This is a genomic window from Thermanaeromonas sp. DSM 22490 (genome assembly GCF_056378755.1).
The window spans coordinates 39,926-57,318 of the sequence record NZ_JBJHHE010000010.1; the positions used below are offsets into that span (position 1 = coordinate 39,926).

At 51.3% G+C, this 17,393-nt stretch carries 14 protein-coding genes; 12 read left to right on the plus strand and 2 right to left on the minus strand.

Annotation, left to right across the window (positions count from 1 at the left end; translation table 11 throughout):
- The first annotated feature begins 27 nt into the window (after positions 1-27).
- The 8 genes from AC1BI1_RS08160 to larA all read left to right on the plus strand — a co-directional run bounded on the left by AC1BI1_RS08160 (position 28) and on the right by larA (position 10,577).
- Positions 28-1,935 (plus strand): sigma 54-interacting transcriptional regulator, encoded by a 1,908-nt coding sequence (locus AC1BI1_RS08160; RefSeq protein WP_476716789.1) that lies wholly within the window; start codon positions 28-30, stop codon positions 1,933-1,935.
- Positions 1,936-2,128: 193 nt separating this feature from the next.
- Complete coding sequence (locus AC1BI1_RS08165; RefSeq protein ID WP_476716790.1) at positions 2,129-3,433, plus strand: four-carbon acid sugar kinase family protein; 1,305 nt, start codon at positions 2,129-2,131, stop codon at positions 3,431-3,433.
- 26 nt (positions 3,434-3,459) lie between these two features.
- Positions 3,460-4,503, plus strand: a complete 1,044-nt coding sequence (gene pdxA / locus AC1BI1_RS08170; protein ID WP_476716791.1) for a 4-hydroxythreonine-4-phosphate dehydrogenase PdxA — start codon at positions 3,460-3,462, stop codon at positions 4,501-4,503.
- Positions 4,504-5,248: 745 nt separating this feature from the next.
- Positions 5,249-6,322, plus strand: coding sequence for a TRAP transporter substrate-binding protein (locus AC1BI1_RS08175; protein WP_476716792.1), 1,074 nt, complete (start codon positions 5,249-5,251; stop codon positions 6,320-6,322).
- A gap of 101 nt (positions 6,323-6,423) precedes the next feature.
- Positions 6,424-6,900 (plus strand): TRAP transporter small permease, encoded by a 477-nt coding sequence (locus AC1BI1_RS08180; RefSeq protein WP_476716793.1) that lies wholly within the window; start codon positions 6,424-6,426, stop codon positions 6,898-6,900.
- 11 nt (positions 6,901-6,911) lie between these two features.
- Complete coding sequence (locus AC1BI1_RS08185) at positions 6,912-8,186, plus strand: TRAP transporter large permease (protein ID WP_476716794.1); 1,275 nt, start codon at positions 6,912-6,914, stop codon at positions 8,184-8,186.
- Positions 8,187-8,287: 101 nt separating this feature from the next.
- The gene (locus AC1BI1_RS08190) at positions 8,288-9,268 is read left to right on the plus strand and encodes a uroporphyrinogen decarboxylase family protein (protein WP_476716795.1); all 981 of its coding nucleotides are present in this window, start codon (positions 8,288-8,290) and stop codon (positions 9,266-9,268) included.
- Positions 9,269-9,305: 37 nt separating this feature from the next.
- Positions 9,306-10,577 (plus strand): nickel-dependent lactate racemase, encoded by a 1,272-nt coding sequence (gene larA, locus AC1BI1_RS08195; RefSeq protein ID WP_476716796.1) that lies wholly within the window; start codon positions 9,306-9,308, stop codon positions 10,575-10,577.
- A 655-nt stretch (positions 10,578-11,232) separates the two neighbouring features.
- On the opposite strand, the gene AC1BI1_RS08200 is transcribed toward larA, so the two are convergent.
- Positions 11,233-11,565, minus strand: a complete 333-nt coding sequence (locus tag AC1BI1_RS08200) for a nucleotidyltransferase domain-containing protein (protein ID WP_476716797.1) — start codon at positions 11,563-11,565, stop codon at positions 11,233-11,235.
- 179 nt (positions 11,566-11,744) lie between these two features.
- Between AC1BI1_RS08200 and AC1BI1_RS08205 the strand changes: the two genes are divergently transcribed.
- The 4 genes from AC1BI1_RS08205 (at position 11,745) to hepT (ending at position 13,082) form a co-directional block, all read left to right on the plus strand.
- Positions 11,745-11,954, plus strand: a complete 210-nt coding sequence (locus AC1BI1_RS08205; protein WP_476716798.1) for an AbrB/MazE/SpoVT family DNA-binding domain-containing protein — start codon at positions 11,745-11,747, stop codon at positions 11,952-11,954.
- Positions 11,955-12,044: 90 nt separating this feature from the next.
- Positions 12,045-12,224 carry a PIN domain-containing protein gene (locus tag AC1BI1_RS08210; RefSeq protein ID WP_476716844.1) on the plus strand — a complete coding sequence of 60 codons (180 nt, stop codon included), beginning with the start codon at positions 12,045-12,047 and terminating at the stop codon, positions 12,222-12,224.
- A 6-nt stretch (positions 12,225-12,230) separates the two neighbouring features.
- Positions 12,231-12,626: a type VII toxin-antitoxin system MntA family adenylyltransferase antitoxin gene (gene mntA, locus AC1BI1_RS08215; protein WP_476716799.1), complete on the plus strand. Its 396-nt coding sequence runs from the start codon at positions 12,231-12,233 to the stop codon at positions 12,624-12,626.
- Positions 12,627-13,082 carry a type VII toxin-antitoxin system HepT family RNase toxin gene (hepT, locus tag AC1BI1_RS08220; protein ID WP_476716800.1) on the plus strand — a complete coding sequence of 152 codons (456 nt, stop codon included), beginning with the start codon at positions 12,627-12,629 and terminating at the stop codon, positions 13,080-13,082.
- A 605-nt stretch (positions 13,083-13,687) separates the two neighbouring features.
- Here the strand turns inward: hepT and nifJ are convergent.
- Positions 13,688-17,218, minus strand: a complete 3,531-nt coding sequence (nifJ, locus tag AC1BI1_RS08225) for a pyruvate:ferredoxin (flavodoxin) oxidoreductase (protein WP_476716801.1) — start codon at positions 17,216-17,218, stop codon at positions 13,688-13,690.
- Positions 17,219-17,393: the final 175 nt, after the last annotated feature.

Below are 17,393 nucleotides of genomic sequence, written 5' to 3' on the forward strand. Positions count from 1 at the left end.
CCCTGCGGGGGAAAGAGGGGGTAACCCGTGTCCGGCCGTTTAGCCCTCATCGCACCTTATGCCGAACTGGCCGAACTGGCATACCAGGTTTGCCGGGAACTAGGGATGGAGGCAGCTATCGCCGTCGGAGATCTGGCCGAAGGCGTTAGAGTAGCCCGGGAATTGGTGGCAGAAGGAGCAGAGGTAATAATCAGCCGGGGTGGTACGGCCACGGCCATTTCCTTGCAGTTAGATGTTCCAGTAGTGGAGATCGCCGTGAGCGCCTTTGACCTGGTCCGGGCCCTGGCCGAGGCCAGAAAATACGGCCGCCGGATCGGCGTGGTAGGCTTTCGCAATGTCATTTATGGCAGCAAGAGTTTGGAAGAAATATTAGGCGTCCATATCCAAGAGATAGAAGTCAAAACCGAAGAAGAAGCGCCGGCAGCCATCGCAATCGCGCGGGAAGCGAACTTGGAAGTCATAGTAGGCGACGCCGTTTCGGTCCGGTGGAGCAAAGAACGGGGCCTGGCCGCTGTACTGGTGACCTCGGGCAAAGAAGCCATAGGTCTAGCTTTGCGTGAAGCCCAGGAACTGGCAGAGGTACGCCGCAAAGAACGCGCCCGGGCCGAGCAGTTTAAAGTAATCCTGGACTTTACTTATGAGGGCATTATAGCCACGGACCAGGAAGGGCGCATATCCTTGGTAAATCCGGCGGCGGAAAAAATTCTGGGGGTAGCCGAAGGGCACCTGGTAGGCCGTCTTGCCAGCGAGGTTTTGCCAGGCCTGGCTCTGAAGCATGTGCAAGAGAGCGGTAAGGCCCGGCTGGGAGAACTGCACCGGGCGGGCAACTCCCTGGTGGTACAAAATGTGGTGCCCGTAATTGCGGACGGGGAGATCGTGGGTGCGGTGGCTACTTTTCAGGACGCCAGCCACCTCCAGGCGGTAGAGGCCAAAGTCCGTCAGGAGCTTTACCTGAAAGGGCATGTAGCCCAGTTTACCTTTGCCGACATCGTAACCGCTAGCCCGGCCATGCAGCGAGTAATCGCCCAGGCTAAGGAGTTTGCTATGGCCGAAGCCACCATATTAATTACCGGTGAAACAGGGTCAGGCAAAGAAATGCTGGCCCAGAGCATTCACAATGCCAGCTGGCGTAAAAACGGGCCCTTTGTGGCGGTAAACTGCGCCGCCGTGCCGGAAAGCCTGCTGGAAAGCGAACTGTTTGGTTACGAAGAAGGAGCCTTCACAGGTGCGCGTAAAGGAGGCAAAAAAGGCTACTTTGAGCTGGCCCATCATGGCACGCTTTTTTTGGACGAAATAGGCGAACTCCCTCTAAATCTTCAGGCCCGCCTTTTGCGCGTGCTACAGCAAAAAGCCATAATGCGAGTGGGGGGTGACCGGGTGGTCCCAGTGGATGTGCGCATTATTGCCGCTACCCATCGCGACCTGGAGGAAGCAGTAAAAGCGGGGGCCTTCCGGCGCGATCTTTATTATAGATTAAACGTCCTGCGCTTATACTTGCCCCCATTGCGCCAGCGTAAAGAAGACATTCCTTTGCTTGTACAGCAACTGGTGGAAAAAATCTGCTGCCGGACAGGGCGCTTGCCGCCCACGATTGGACTGGAAGTTTTACATGTTTTCCAGCGCTATGCCTGGCCGGGTAATGTCCGGGAACTGGAAAATATCCTGGAGCGGTTGGTGGTCTTGCGGAGCGGTATGGAGGTGAGCCTAGAGGATATAAGAGAATTGGTAGACATAGTACAGGCCGAGGCCCAAAATGGTGCTAATACAGAAACATTAAAGATAGATCTAAAAGGTACTCTGGCCGATATGGAAAAAGACATTATCTATCGCACCCTGGAAGCAACCGGTTATGACCGAGAGGAAACTTGTCGCCGTTTAGGAATAAGTAAAACTACCCTCTGGCGGCGCTTGAAGAGCTGGGAGGTTTCAAAATGAAAACATGTATTACAAAGTGAAAAACAAAGCCAGGTCGTTAAGTCTCTGGGAAACCAGGCTTATTTTTTGGTATAGCTTTTCAATATGAAAATCTACAAGGTTTTCACCAGAGCTCTAACTGAGGAGTTTCTAGCTTGGTATGGATCTTGCTACAGAATGAGAAGTGAATGCAGCACCAGGAGCGAGGGTATGTATGGAGCAAATAGCCATTATCGCTGACGATCTTACCGGGGCAAGCGATACCGGAATTCAGTTTTGTAAATATGGCCTGAAGACCATGGTCATTGTTGATTACCAGAATATAGAGTACGGGGATAAAGAGAAGGAAGTTTGGTCTATAAATGCAGATACCCGACCCTTGACGGTAGAAGAAGCTTATAAGCGTATATATGATATTACCCGAAAATTGAAGGATATCGGATTTAATCGTATTTATAAGAAAATTGATTCTACCCTTCGGGGGCATCCCGGAGCCGAGCTGGAAGCCATGATGGATGCCATGAAAGTCGATTTAGCCCTAGTAGTACCAGCTTTTCCTGCCAACGGCCGTTTGATGATAAATGGGTATTTAGTTTTATGTTCTCCTCCTAGCAAAGATATTGCGAAGGATGAGAGCAAAACGGATCTACCAGAGGGGAGCTCGTGCCATGTTCCGACCCTTCTTCAAGGGGAAATGCGGCGACAGGTAGGGAGTATAGGCCTGGAAAGCACACGTAAAGGGGAAGAAGAACTGGCGAGGGCCATTACTGCTTTGCGGAATGAGGGCAAACAGGTGTTGGTGCTGGATGCAGCCACAGAGGAAGACCTGGCCAGGATTGCTGGGGCCTGTAATTTATTGCCTGGGGAAGTGGTGATAGCAGGATCAGCTGGCCTAGCGGCCCACCTGCCGGCAGCCTGGGGGCTAAAAGCTTCTGTCTCCAGGATATTACCTCAGGAAGGTGTTATTCTGCTCGTAGCCGGCTCGCGCAATCCTGTTACAGCGGTTCAAGTAAAAGAAGTATTGGGAAGAATGAAGGCGCCTTTGGTAGAAGTGGGCATAGAGGCGATTAAGAGCGGACACCTTAAGGAAGAAGTTGAACGGGTAGTGCAGAGGGCTGAAAGGTGGCTTAAGGGTTTAGAGTTACCGCTTCTTCTTGTAATAGCTGTGGGCAGCCTATTTGCTGGAGAAAGGTTGTTAGAGAGGGGGGATAGCTCTTCACATAGCAAAGCCATTGCGAGTGGTTTAGGAGAGATTACCCGGCGTCTGGTGGCTGGAGGACGAGTGCGGAGTCTTGTAATAACCGGTGGAGATACTGCCGTTCATATATGCCGTGCCTTGGGAGCCCGAGGTATTGATCTAGTCACAGAGCTGCTCCCCGGTATTCCCTTAGGTAGACTTTTAGGAGGAATGGCTGAGGGTTTACCTGTGGTGACCAAAGCGGGGGGATTTGGTCCATCGGAAGCCTTTGTGAGGGTGGTGGAATATTTGCAAGAGCCAACTAGGGTAGTGAGAAGGTGAGCTACCTTTAAAGGAGATGAAGTTTGGTGACGATAAGGCCTATAATTGCCATTACAGTGGGGGACCCTTGCGGCATTGGGCCAGAAATAACCGCCAAAGCCCTATCACTTCCTGAAATATATGACCAATGTCGCCCTCTGGTCATAGCCGACGCCGGACTCATGTGTGAGGCCGTGCGGATATCTGGAGTCGATCTGGGGGTGAGGGCGGTAGAAAACCCTGCCCAGGGCCGCTATGAGTACGGCACCATAGATGTTTTGGACCTGCAAAACGTGGACCTAAACCAACTGGAGTATGGCAAGGTCACGCGTCTGGGAGGGGAGGCCAGCTTCCAGTATATAGCCAAAGCCATTGAACTGGCCCTGGCCGGAGAGGTGGATGCTGTCACCACCGGTCCCATCCATAAAGAAGCCCTAAATTTGGCGGGCCACCATTACGCGGGGCATACGGAAATTTTCGCCGACCTTACGAAAACGAAAGATTATTGCATGATGCTCATCGATAAAAATTTCCGGGTTTCCCACGTGACCACCCACGTGGCCTTGAGCCAGGTGCCGTCGTTAATAAGAAAAGATCGAGTGCTAAAAGTAATTGAGCTCACCCATGAAGCCTTGCTCAAGATGGGCATAGCCCGGCCCCGCATAGCCGTGGCCGGCCTCAATCCCCATGCCGGCGATGGAGGACTGTTTGGTCGGGAGGAAATCGAGGAGATCGGCCCGGCCATCGCAGAAGCCCGCAAACAGGGTAAGGAAGTAGAAGGGCCGCTGTCGCCGGATACCATCTTCGTAAAACTCCGTGGCGGCCAGTACGATGCCGTGGTGGCCATGTACCACGACCAGGGGCATATTCCTACCAAAGTTGTAGGTTTCCAATATGATGACACCTCTGGCACCTGGGGATCTGTGGCCGGGATCAACGTTACGCTGGGTTTACCAATCATACGTACCTCCGTCGATCATGGCACCGCCTTTGGCAAAGCAGGTAAGGGTACGGCCAATCCTGAAAGCATGGTGGATGCCATCAGATTAGCAGCAGAATTGGCGTGTGGGGGCAGGATAAGTAAAGGTTAGCAAATGGGAGGTAGAGGGGGCAAAAATAATGAAGGCTGCCACCGTTACTGAACCAATAAAGTAGTGATCCAAGAAATTGAAAATCCACTAATTGGACCTAACGGAGAATATTGGGCCATGGCTAGCCACCTTAGTCTTGAGAGTTAATGCCTGGAAGCTGGGTCACTTTCAGGCCCGCTCAAAATGGATAACCGTAGCTGAAATAGCAGTGTGCGCCTTTGCGCAAAAACTGCTGGGCTTAAGTTACTTCCCTTGGGTACTAGAAAGTTTAGTTTTGCTTTTAAGAGTAAGAGATAAAGGTGTTTGTTAAGGGGTTGTTAAGGGATATAGAAGGGCGGACTTGGACGACTCACAAGTTAGCCAAGTAGTTTTTTCAAGCTCGTTACGCGCCGTCGTCAAGAAACTGTAGGGGACAGTATCAAGGACCCCTGTTACAGGATGAGACGACTTGCTCATTTTGCTAGCACGGAGGTGGGGTAGCGGCTTTTCACCATATATTTCAAGTACTTTCAGAGAAATGAACAAAGTTCCATTGTAAATCCTCAAATTAATTCATTTTTCATCAAAACGCAATGAAGACTTACGGGGGTGAAAGCAACTTTACATTTTCAGATTAAATCACTAGGAACAAAACTTATTCTCCAATTGGCTCACCAAATTTTATTGTTAAACATAGGGGCGAATAAGGGAAGGAAATTGGCCTTTTAAACGAAAGCTGAAAAAATAACAAGGGAGGGCGAAGTTAATGAAGTCAGTAAAAAAGATGGTAGTAATTGCTGTGGGAATTATGATTTTAGGGCTCAGCTTACTTATAGGCGGCTGTGGGCAAAAAAGGTCAAGCCAGGGTCCCACAGGGCAAAAAGCAGAAGAACAATACGTAATACGCTTTGCCCACTATGCTCCCATGGAGCAACCTCTCCATAAGGGGGCAGAGGAATTAGCGAAAAACGTTAACCAGCGGTCCAAGGGTCGCCTCGAAGTGAAAATCTTTCCCAACAGCCAGCTGGGCTCCATTGCCGAGCAGTTGGAACAGTTGCAAAAAGGATCTATTCAAATGATGTTTGCCAATTCCTCCTACCTGGGAAATCTGGAGCCTAGTTTTGCGGTGTTTGATGCCCCCTTTGTCTTTGACAATGAAGAGCACGTAAGACAGTTTGCCCGTTCCGACATAGTCCAGGAGATGGCTAAGAGGCTGGTACAGAGCCGCGGGATACGTATCCTGGACGCTTCAGCTATTTTCGGGCCGCGCCACCTGAGCACTAAGTCAAGGCCCATTAGAAAGCCGGAAGATTTGAAAGGCCTGAAGATTCGCGTCCACGAGGCTCAAACCAGGGTGGATACCATAAAGGCTTGGGGAGCTGAACCAGTGGTCACACCCACAGCGGAAATGTACATGGCGCTTCAGACGGGGCTGGCGGATGGCCAGGAAAGCCCTTTATCCTGGCAAAGGGACAACAAGTACTGGGAGGTTCAAAAATACGTAATGCTGACTGGACATTTCGTGCAAAATGAAAATGTTGTAATCAACGAGAGTTTCTTCCAGTCGCTACCGGACGACCTGAAAAAAATACTCAAAGAAGAGGCCATAAAGCTGGCGGACAAGGTTACCCAAGGCTACAAAGAAGCCAACACAAAAGCCCTGGAGGACTTGAAGGCTCACGGTATGATTATCGTTGACGACGTGGATAAACAAGCCTTCCGAAAGGCAACGGAAACCATGTGGAACAAGTGGCAGAGCAAGTGGGGACAGGGCCTGCATCTCAAGGTAGTCAACAAGCAGTATAAAGTGCTGTCACCGGAGGAGTGGCAGAATTTCTAAACCCAAGCTGGTACGGACAGGGGCCGGAGGTGTTTGCCGGTCGCAGCTCCGGTCCCCTCTATTCTCGCTATGGTCGGAAAAGGGAAAGAGGTGTAAGAGGGATGTGGTCCAAGATAATAAACAATCTTGAGGAGATTATTGGGGGCGCTTGCCTGGTACTGGTTATTGTAATTGTGCTTTTAGCTATCGCCTTCCGTTCGATTCTAGGCAGGCCGCTGGTGTGGGCCGATGAATGGGCTAGACTCCTTTTCATCTGGGCCATCTTGGTTGGAGGAGCCGCGGGCATCAAGCGTCAAGGCCTGATAACCGTAGACCTGCTTTACGCCCATGTCCCGGGTAACTGGAAAAAAGCTATGGATGCTCTTGCCTTTGTATTGGAGGCCCTCTTGCTCATTCTATTAATATATGCGGGGGCCATGTTCACTGGAGCATTTACCAGGGATAAAACGCCCATGGCTGGCATTCCTGTCGTCTGGCTATATTCGTCAGTCCCTGTAGGGGGTTTTTTGATGCTTGTACGTTTAGTGCAAGCCTTTGTACTGAGGGTACGCTCCTGGAAGGTCCACTGGAGCAGTTAGGGGGTTAGGAAGTGGTCGCTTTCCTGTTACTACTACTGTTATTCTTGTTTGCCATTAACATGAGGGTAGCCTTTGCCCTTACCATTACTGCGGCAGCAGGGATGCTCTTGAGCACAGGTGTGGACCTTACCACCCTGCCCCAGCGGATACTGGGCGGGATGAATAGCTTTATTTTGCTGGCTGTTCCTTTCTTTTTGCTGGCCGGCATAGTCATGAACAAAGGAGGCATAACGAAGCGAATATTCCGTTTCGCCCAGAACTTGGTGGGCTATATTCCTGGCGGTCTGGGGCACGCCAACATCGTAGCTGGTATAATCATGGCTGGTATTTCGGGGTCCGCCCAAGCCGATGCGGCAGGCTTGAGCAAGATCTCCATTGAGGGTATGACCCGCGAAGGTTACGGCCGGGCTTTCAGCGCTGCTGTTATTGCTGCCGCAGCTACCATCGGACCGGTTATACCTCCCAGCATTATCTTGGTGGTATATGGAGCCTTGACCAATGCTTCGGTAGGAGCGCTTCTTCTTGCCGGGATCGTACCAGGCCTGACCATGGGGGTCTTTTTCATGATTGTTACTTATATATTAAGCAAGCGCAGGAATTATCCCGTGGTGCCACCCCCTAGGCTTTCTGAGGTGTGGGTCAGTTTCAAGGAAGCGGTCTGGGCCCTCCTTACTCCGGTGGTCCTAATTGGAGGGATGTTTGGTGGCACCTTTACTCCTACCGAGGCGGGAGCCATCGCCGCTCTTTATGCCATCATCGTCTCGCGCTTTGTCTACCGTGAATTACACTGGAAGGATGTCCCACAAATGCTTACCGAGCTGGTGGTAGCTAATGCGGGGGTGATGCTTATTATAGGTGCTGCCGCGCCTCTGGGCTATGTTGTGGCCTATGAGCAAGTGCCCCAGGCCATCGCAGAATTGATGTTGAGTATCTCTCAGACCAAGTGGGTGGTCCTTCTTCTCATCAATGTGGTGTTGCTAGTTGCCGGCATGTTTCTAGAAGGCATTGCCATCTTAACTATTATGGTACCGCTGTTGCAGCCCCTGGCCAGGTCACTGGGCGTGGATCCTGTCCACTTTGGTATAATAACAGTTCTAAACCTGATGATAGGGACCTTAACTCCTCCCGTAGGGGTTGTAAGCTATATAGTCGCCAGCATCGCTAACTTGAGCCTGGGAGAGTTCCTCCGGGAGCTATGGCCGTTCTTGCTAGCCCTACTAGCAGCCCTACTCCTGTTTACTTATGTTCCTGAGCTCTCATTGTTCATTCCGAAGTTACTTCTTTAAAAGTTTAATGCCAGCACAGGGCGGTTCTGGCTTGTTTCTTACATTGGTTACCTTTCCCATTGGCTACCTTCCATGTTCCTTACAGAGGAGGCGTTTAGAAAATGACTTCACGCGAACGTGTTTTGACTGCGCTACGGTTGCAGGAACCGGACCGAGTACCCTTTGTCGATACCATTGTACCGCGCATGCAGCAGATGCTCATGGGTCGGGAAGATTTTACGCCGGTCGAACTCGCCCGGAAATTAAACATGGACGCTATCTGGTTAGACATGTTCCCGCCGCTTTTTGCCAAGAAGCGCTGGTTAGAAGGAATGGAAATAGTAGAGGACGGGCTCATCAAGAGTGATAGCGACTTAAAGTTGATGGAATTTCCGGATCCTTCTAGTGAGAAATTGTATGAGCCGGTCAGGCGATTTGTGGACGCCTGGGGCCGCGAAGATCTCGCCCTTTGCGTCCGCATCCGCCTGGGCGCCAGTCCCACCCTGCTCAGCATGGGCTTGGAGAGTTTTTCCCTGGCCCTCTTCGACAACCGGGCCCTGGTCGAAAAAGTGCTAGATGCCTACACAGAATGGTCGGCCCGGGTGGTAGAGAAGCTAAATGTCATGGGGGTGGACTTCCTCTGGGCCTGTGACGATATAGCCTTTAAGACAGGTCCCATGTTTTCTCCCCAAGTCTTCCGCGAGCTCTTCCTACCGAAACTGCAACGCGTGGCCCGAGCCATAAAATTGCCGTGGATCTACCATTCTGATGGCAATCTTATGCCCGTACTAGATGACTTGCTGACCTTGGGCATGAACGGCCTCAACCCCATCGAGCCGGGGGCCATGGATATAAATGAAATAAAGAGAAAATACGGCCATCGCGTGTGCTTGGTAGGCAATATTGATCTTAATTATACCTTGACTCAAGGTACCCCGGAGGAAGTAGAAGAAGAGGTACGGCAGCGTATCGCCCAGGTAGCGCCGGGCGGCGGGTACATCTTGGCCAGCTCCAACAGCATTCCCCACTATGTTAAGCCGGAGAACATTTCTGCCATGGCCAGGGCAGTAGAGAAATATGGTTGGTACCCCATAACAGTTTAAGGATCTTAACGGGAACCTTTTGCAAGAAGGTGGAGAAATGATTCTGCGTATACCCTACGGCAAGTCTCACTTGAGCGCTGAAGTGCCAGATGAGAGGGTCAGGGCCATACTTGAACCCTGCGAATTGGATCCTGGTAAGGCGCAGGAAGACATAGTTCGGGAGGCTTTAGAATGCCCTCTAGGGAGTCCACCTTTAAAAGATTTGGCCCGTGGGGCAGGGTCAGTGGTCATTATCACCAGCGACCATACTCGTCCGCTCCCTAGCTCCATGACCTTGCCCCTTCTCTTGGCCGAAATCAGGGCTGGTAACCCGCAAGCAGACATCACTGTGCTAATCGCTACTGGCCTGCACAGGCCGCCTACGCAGTCAGAGCTTCTCGAGCGCTTTGGGGAACAGGTGGTCAGGCAGGAGCGAATTATAGCTCACGAAGCCCGCGACCGAGATAATCTCGTTTATATGGGGCAGCTCCCTTCAGGGGCTCCCTTGTGGCTTAACCGGCTAGCCCTGGAAGCTGATCTACTGATTGGGGAAGGATTCATTGAACCCCACTTCTTCGCAGGTTTCTCTGGCGGGCGTAAGAGCATTTTGCCTGGTATTGCAGGCCAGGAGACGATTTTATGGAACCACTCAGCCATGATGATTGACCATGCGAATACCCATGCAGGCCTTCTGGAGGGGAATGTCTTCCACCTGGATATGGAGGCGGCTGCCCGGAGAGCAGGCCTAGCGTTTATCTTGAACGTGGCGCTAGATTCTAGCAAGCGTATAATCGGCGCTTTTGCTGGCAGGCCTGACGCGGCCTTTAGTGCTGGGGTGAATTTCGTACGCCAGATTGCAACTATCAGACGCTGCCCTGCTGAAATAGTGATAGCAGGCAACGGGGGATATCCGCTGGACCAGAACCTTTACCAGGCAGTTAAGGGAATATATACTGCTGCTAGGACGGCTTGCCAGGGCGGTATTATCATTATGGTGAGCTCCTGTCTGGACGGGATAGGCGGAGAAAAATTTTATGACCTCTTGACGCGCGCCCCCGATCCTACCGCCTTGCTCGACCAGATACGGGCCACCCCGCCGGAAAAGACTGTGAAGGATCAGTGGCAGGTCCAGGTGCTGGCCAGGGTGCTCAAGGCCCATAAAGTAATACTTGTAACAGACCGGATCGAGGGGTGTCTATTGCGCCGGATGCATCTGGAACCCGCCGCCAGCTTGGAAGAGGCACTGGAAATGGCCGACCGCCTTCACGGAGAAAAGGCTTCGATAACTGTTGTTCCCAATGGAGCAGGGGTTATTATTGAAGACAGTTAGCCAGTGCAAAAACAGGAGGGTGACGCTTCTTCCGAGAATTTGAACCCCAAGAGGGTGATACTTAAGCCGCCCTTGTTCGATGCGCTTTCTTAGTTTTCTAGGGTCGGCTAAAACTCCCTCCCTCCGAGGTCTAACGCTTTTCTGGTCTCGGCCTGGTAAGTTATGCCTGAACTATATGCAGGTTAAAAGCGGGGGCACAACCTGGTCGGAGTACTTCTTTATTTGGGTCCAACTAACAGGGGGCAATAAGATTAAGGTCCTTTTCCTTTTCGGAGTCGGCAAAATAGGTAAGGCTTTTGAGGACGTGATACAGGTTAAAGTGGGTTCCTGCAAATTAACGCCGGTAGAGTTCCAGGTACTGGCGTAAGTTTGCAATTTCTCCGGCGGATAAATACAGGTGGTAAAGATCCTTTTTGCTGCCTTGCGAGACGATGGCTGCGGTTCAAACGATCTTCAATTTAGTTTGAGGCGCCACAATATAGGTAAAATAAAAGGATTATTTTCTAATAAGAAAGCTTTTTATCAGGCGCCTGACTTTAACCATAGCATCTACACACTGTTGGGCATGAAAGCATATCGCTTCATAAACCGGCACCTTGGTGCGCCTTCCCGGGAGGCTACTTTATAATCTCCTTCTGCTTTCTCTAACCACTCTTTAGTGAGGGGCTTCATATAATGTCACACCTCTGGTCAGGATTTCTTGAAGAAAGAAATCTCCTTGGCTAAGGCGCTCCTTTACCTGCTGAGGGGTGCGCACAATGATATCTAAAGGAACTGGGTGTTCTATTTCGAGGGAGATTTGCGTTGCCTGCAAAACAGGCCTCAGTCTAGTTTCCATGATTACAAGAAGGTCCACATCGCTGTCACCATGCGGTTTCCCGTAAGCATAAGAGCCGAATAATATAACCTGAGAGGGTTTAAATTTATTAACAATGTCCTCAACAATGCGTTTGATTTGTCCCAAGTCGGGTTGAACTTTCGTATTCATGCCCCATCCCTCTTCTTTTAATGAAGCCTCGAACCCCTTGCTTTCATTTTACATCATTATACCATTTTTTGTAGGATGTGAAAGTCTATTCAAGGAGCGGATACTAGTTACAAAACATTGATCTTAAATGTGAAATGTAATACGATAAAAGCATCGATTATATTCATGGGGGTATCGATATGGAGGTAAGAGTATCCAGCAAATACCAAGTAGTCATTCCTAAAGAGGTGCGCGAGCGCCTAAATATTAAGAAGGGGCAGACCCTGGAAATCATTATCAGAGGTAATTCTATAAGTTTGGTACCGGAAAAGGAACTGTCCGAGCTAAAGGGCTTTTTAAAGGGGATGAAACTAGATGATACCCGAGATGAGGAGGAGCCCCTGCTATAATAATTTACGAAGTTTATAAAAAAGTTAAACGAGAATATTCTGAAGCAGACGCTCTAACAGCTATCGGGCCTATCCCTTAAGACCAGAGTAATCACTCTGGATACCCCTTATCTTCTTATGGCAGCCGATATTAGCTTGCAGTACGGTTTGCCTATGGCTGATGCTATAGTTTATACGGTAACCACTATGTATGGAAGTCAGGTAGTGACCAGCGATAAGCATTTTAAAAACCTGGATATGGTAGTTTACCTTGGACAGGATAAGGGGTAATTCATTATGGAGAACAAGGTTTATCAACTTCTTAAACATTACTTTACCGGCCAACCCCATGTGCGCATGGCCTTCTTATTTGGTTCCTGGGCCAGGGGAAAGGCCAGGCTCGATTCTGATGTGGATGTAGGTGTTTATTTGGAGCCAGGGTATACTAGGCAGGATATATCCCGCATGTGGAATGAACTAGAGGATCTGGTGGAAACGAAGGTGGACTTGTTAGTATTAAATGAGGCCGATCCTTCTCTGGCCTGGGCGGCGTTGCGGGGGAAGCGTCTGGTGGTGCGGGACTTTGGTTTTTACCTCCAATACATGCTTGACATTTCGCGGGAAGCGGAGGACTTTCACGAATATATTCTGGACTGGTGGCGATGGCGTACGAAGTTAAGGAGGACGGAATAAATGGCGCCCATTAGTAAAGAACAGCAGGTGTCTATCATCCGGCGCTTAAGTTTTATGGAAACCGAACTTGCAGATATTAAAGCCTACAAACAGCTTGATTATTCCCAATACCAGCAAGATCGCAAAAGCCGACGTGATGTAGAAAGGATGATTGAGAACCTGATTAATGCTTCTCTCGATATTGCCAAGATTTTATTGTCGGGAGACGATAGAGAAGTACCTGCCACCTACCGGCAAGTATTTATACAGTTGGAGGAGGCGGGTATTCTGGATAAAGATCTGGCCTTGGCTTTAGCTGAAATAGTTAGGACTAGAAATGTCCTGGCCCACCAATACCTGGATATTAAATGGGAGTTAGTTAAAGATTTTCTAACGACTGGGGTTAGTGCTATAGAGCAGTTCAGACGCCAGGTAGAACGGCAATTAATTGCTTTACAGGAACGATCGGAAGTTTAGCTATACTTTATAATACATATGTTCAAAAAGCGGAGAGGAAGCGGAGGGAAAGCGGAGAGGTTGTGGGGAAGGTGAGTTAAGTATAATTTAAAAGAGCTAGTACGCGGGGCCCCTATGAGAAGCCGATTAGCCAAAAAATGGTGGCGACTTATTGTAACCACAAGACCCTGACTTCGGGATTACTGTTTTCCCGGTCCAAGGCAGTTTAACTCCTTTTGGTGTTCTCGCGCTAGATCTCCCAACAAATCGACGTTCCTGTATTTGCCATAGAGTTCCTCTGCGATGTTTTGTTTTGCAGGACTCAGAATGATTCTCTCGCCTTCGAGCTCAACTGTAAATTTAGCCCCCGGCTTCAGTTTCAAGACCTCTCTAATCTATTTTGGGATTACTATCTGCCCTTTGGTTGACAGAAAAGTGACGGTCAATACTATCACTCCTTAATTTCGTTCTTACTATAGAGTAAGATAACGCCACTCTTTTGCCAATGCAGATTTGAATGGGCGGAGATAGACACAGGAAAACCCCACAGCCTAAATCAAGCTGTGGGGTTTTGCACCTTTACTGCTAGTTAATGCTGGCGGCCTTCGGTGGGTAGCTTCCAATACTTATCTCTGGGCCAGCTTTTGGTAGAACGCCAGTCTGGCTTTAGCTTCCTCTTCCGCCTGGGCGAAGAGTTCTTCGGCTTTATCCGGGAACTGCTTCTTTAAGGCGGTGTAGCGGATTTCGCCCATTAGGAAGTCCTGGAAACTCAAAGAGGGGGCCTTGGAGTCCAGGATGAAGGGGTTTTGGCCCTGGGCTGCCAGTTCCGGGTTGTAGCGATATAGCGGCCAGTAGCCCGCCTCCACGGCCCGCCTACCCTCCCGCTGACTTTTGCTCATATCGATACCGTGGTTGATGCACGGCGCGTAAGCGATAATGAGGGAGGGACCGTTGTAGGCCTCGGCTTCCACCAGCGCTTTTATGAGCTGATTGGGGTTAGCCCCCATGCAGACCGAGGCTACATAGACGTAACCGTAGGACATGGCCATAAGGCCCAGATCCTTTTTCCTGGTCCTCTTGCCGGCCGCGGCAAAGCGGGCTACCGCACCGGACGGGGTAGCCTTGGAAGATTGGCCGCCGGTGTTGGAGTAAACTTCCGTGTCCAGGACCAGGATGTTTACATTGGCTCCGGTGGCCAGGACGTGATCCAGGCCGCCGTACCCGATGTCGTAGGCCCAACCGTCCCCGCCGATAATCCAGATGGATTTCTTGGTCAAGTAGTCCTTCAAGTTATCGATGGTTACCAGCAAATCCTGGAGTTCCCCTCTGGCCGCCTCCCTCTCCCGGGTCAGAAGTGCTTTAATCCGATCGCCGGCTTCCCGGGAACGAGCGGTGTCTTCTTTGCCTTCCAGCCATTCCCGGCAGGCGGCTTTAAACTCGGGGCTAAAGCCCTCGGCTGCCAGTGCCTTCTCCATGGCCTCGGCCAGCTCCTCCCGCCTCCTTTCCACGGCCAGGCTTATGCCGTAGCCGAATTCGGCATTGTCCTCGAAGAGGGAATTGGCCCAGGCCGGGCCAAACCCCTGGCGGTTGACCGTGTAGGGGCAGCTAGGAGCGCTGCCGCCCCAGATAGAGGAGCACCCGGTGGCATTGGCGATGATCATGCGGTCACCGAAGAGCTGGGTGACCAGCTTTACATAAGGAGTCTCGCCGCAGCCGGCGCAGGCGCCGGAGAACTCCAGTAAGGGCTGGCGGAACTGGCTTCCCTTAACGGTGGCCGGATTAAAGTTGACCTGTACCTGCGGCAGGGCCTCGGCAAAGGCATAGTTTTCGCTTTCAGTGGCCAGGGCCTCCTCCAGCGGGACCATGGTGAGAGCCTTGGTTTTAGCCGGGCAAACATCGAAGCAGTTGCCGCATCCGGTGCAGTCCAGGGGTGAAACCTGGATGCGGAAGAAGAGGCCCTCGGCTTCTTTACCCATAGCCTTTTTAGTGACGAAGGTTGCCGGCGCCCCTTGCAAGTCCTCCGGACGGGCCAGGTAAGGTCTAATGGCGGCATGGGGGCAGACCAAAGAGCACTGGTTGCACTGGATGCAGTTTTCCGCCTCCCAGCGGGGAACGTTTACCGCTATGCCCCGCTTTTCATATTTGGTAGTTCCGGTGGGGAAGAAGCCCCCCGGCGTAAAGGCGCTTACCGGCAGCTCGTCGCCTTTCAAGGCCAGCATAGGCCGCATTACTTTGCGGACGAACTCCGGTTCCTCTTCCCGGGTAGCTGCAGCTTGAGAAGAATCCTGCGTACAGTTGAGCCAGCTTTCCGGGTAGCGGATCTCCTCCAGGGCTTCGGCTGCCCGGTCCACCGCTGCCCAGTTCATCTTGATGATCTTATCGCCCTTTCTGCCGTAGGTTTTCTCGATGGACTCTTTAATATAGCGGAAAGCGTCCTCCGGCGGTATGATATTAGCAATCTTGAAGAAGGCCGCCTGCATGATGACATTTATGCGACCGCCCAGGCCCAGTTCCTGGGCTATCTTGACAGCGTCGATATTGTAGAATTTAAGCTTCTTCTCGGCGATGGTCCGCTTCATCTCAGCCGGCAACTTTTCCTCCATTTCTTCCAGACTCCAACTGGAGTTGAGGAGGAAAATGCCGCCAGGTTTAATACCCTCTAGCAGGTCATAGCGCCCTACATAGGAGGGGTTGTGGCAGGCTATGAGGTCCGCCTGGTCGATGAGATAGGCGGACTTAATGGGCGACTTTCCAAACCGCAGGTGTGAGATGGTTACGCCCCCGGATTTTTTAGAGTCGTAGACGAAATACCCCTGGGCGTACAGGTCCGTGTGGTCGCCAATAATCTTAATAGAATTCTTGTTGGCACCAACCGTACCATCAGACCCCAGACCGAAGAACTTGCAGCGATAAAGCCCCTTGGGTGCCGTATCAATACGCTCTTTAATTTCCAGGGAGGTCCCGGTAACATCGTCGGTGATGCCCACCGTGAAATGATTTTTGGGCTGGTCGGCGGCCAGATTATCGAAGACAGCTTTGACCATGGACGGAGAGAACTCTTTAGAGCCCAGACCATAGCGGCCGCCCACCACCAGGATATGGCTTTTACCCTTTTCCGCCAGGGCGGTAGTGACATCCTGGTAAAGGGGCTCGCCCAAAGCACCCGGTTCCTTGGTACGATCCAGCACAGCTATGCGCTGGACGGTAGGCGGAAGAGCTTCCAGGAAGTGCGCGGCAGAGAAAGGACGGTATAGCCGTACCTTAATAAGACCTACCTTTTCTCCCCGCTCTACCAGGTAATCCACCGTCTCCTCCACCACATCGCAGGCAGAACCCATGCAGACGATGATTCGTTCGGCATCCGGCGCGCCTATATAATCAAATAGGCGGTAATGACGGCCGGTCAGTTCGCCTACCTGCTTCATGACTTCTGCCACGATGGCCGGCGTAGCCAGGTAATAAGGATTGGCAGCCTCCCGGCCCTGGAAGAAGATGTCCGGATTCTGGGCGGTACCAGCCTGGTGGGGATGCTCAGGGTTAAGCGCTCGGCGGCGGAAGGCCTGAATAGCCTGCCAGTCCACAAGTCTAGCCATATCTTCATATTCAATGACCTCTATCTTTTGCACTTCATGTGAGGTACGGAAGCCATCGAAGAAATGGACAAAGGGCACGCTGGCCTTTAAAGTGGCCAGGTGGGCCACCAGGGCCAAATCCATCACTTCCTGTACCGAAGCAGAAGATAGCAGGGCAAAACCTGTTTGCCGCGTAGCCATGACATCGGAGTGGTCGCCGAAAATGGAGAGGGCATGGGTAGCGACCGCTCGCGCAGCCACGTGAAAAACACAAGGCCAAAGCTCCCCTGCAATTTTATACATATTGGGGATCATCAGGAGTAACCCCTGGGAAGCTGTGAAAGTAGTGGTCAGAGCGCCTCCGGCTAAAGAACCGTGAACTGCTCCGGCAGCTCCGGCTTCCGATTGCATCTCAATTACTTGTACAGGGCGGCCGAAGATATTTTTGCGGCCCTGTGCAGCCCATTCGTCGCATAGTTCCGCCATGGGCGAGGAGGGCGTAATGGGGTAGATGGCAGCCACTTCTGAGAGGGCGTAAGCCACATGCGCTGCAGCAGTGTTGCCATCAATGGTTTGCTTAGGCATGATTTTCATCTCCTTTAATTTAATAAACTTAAAAGATAATTTTTTCTCCTCCCAACCCGCTAATACTGTATCACTATGGAGTGCAGCAGTCAACTACTATGTATACATTATACAAGTGGTTCGAAAGCCTGACTATTAGATGGCCTGACAACCTGGCGGGCACACCTAAAAATTG

Bases quoted from the DNA above. Each gene is read 5' to 3' on its own strand.
- AC1BI1_RS08165 (WP_476716790.1), top strand. From the start codon at position 2,129: ATGGAGCAAATAGCCATTATCGCTGACGATCTTACCGGGGCAAGCGAT.
- AC1BI1_RS08175 (WP_476716792.1), top strand. From the start codon at position 5,249: ATGAAGTCAGTAAAAAAGATGGTAGTAATTGCTGTGGGAATTATGATT.
- AC1BI1_RS08180 (WP_476716793.1), top strand. From the start codon at position 6,424: ATGTGGTCCAAGATAATAAACAATCTTGAGGAGATTATTGGGGGCGCT.
- AC1BI1_RS08190 (WP_476716795.1), top strand. From the start codon at position 8,288: ATGACTTCACGCGAACGTGTTTTGACTGCGCTACGGTTGCAGGAACCG.
- larA (WP_476716796.1), top strand. From the start codon at position 9,306: ATGATTCTGCGTATACCCTACGGCAAGTCTCACTTGAGCGCTGAAGTG.
- AC1BI1_RS08200 (WP_476716797.1), bottom strand. From the start codon at position 11,565: ATGAATACGAAAGTTCAACCCGACTTGGGACAAATCAAACGCATTGTT.
- AC1BI1_RS08205 (WP_476716798.1), top strand. From the start codon at position 11,745: ATGGAGGTAAGAGTATCCAGCAAATACCAAGTAGTCATTCCTAAAGAG.
- mntA (WP_476716799.1), top strand. From the start codon at position 12,231: ATGGAGAACAAGGTTTATCAACTTCTTAAACATTACTTTACCGGCCAA.
- hepT (WP_476716800.1), top strand. From the start codon at position 12,627: ATGGCGCCCATTAGTAAAGAACAGCAGGTGTCTATCATCCGGCGCTTA.
- nifJ (WP_476716801.1), bottom strand. From the start codon at position 17,218: ATGCCTAAGCAAACCATTGATGGCAACACTGCTGCAGCGCATGTGGCT.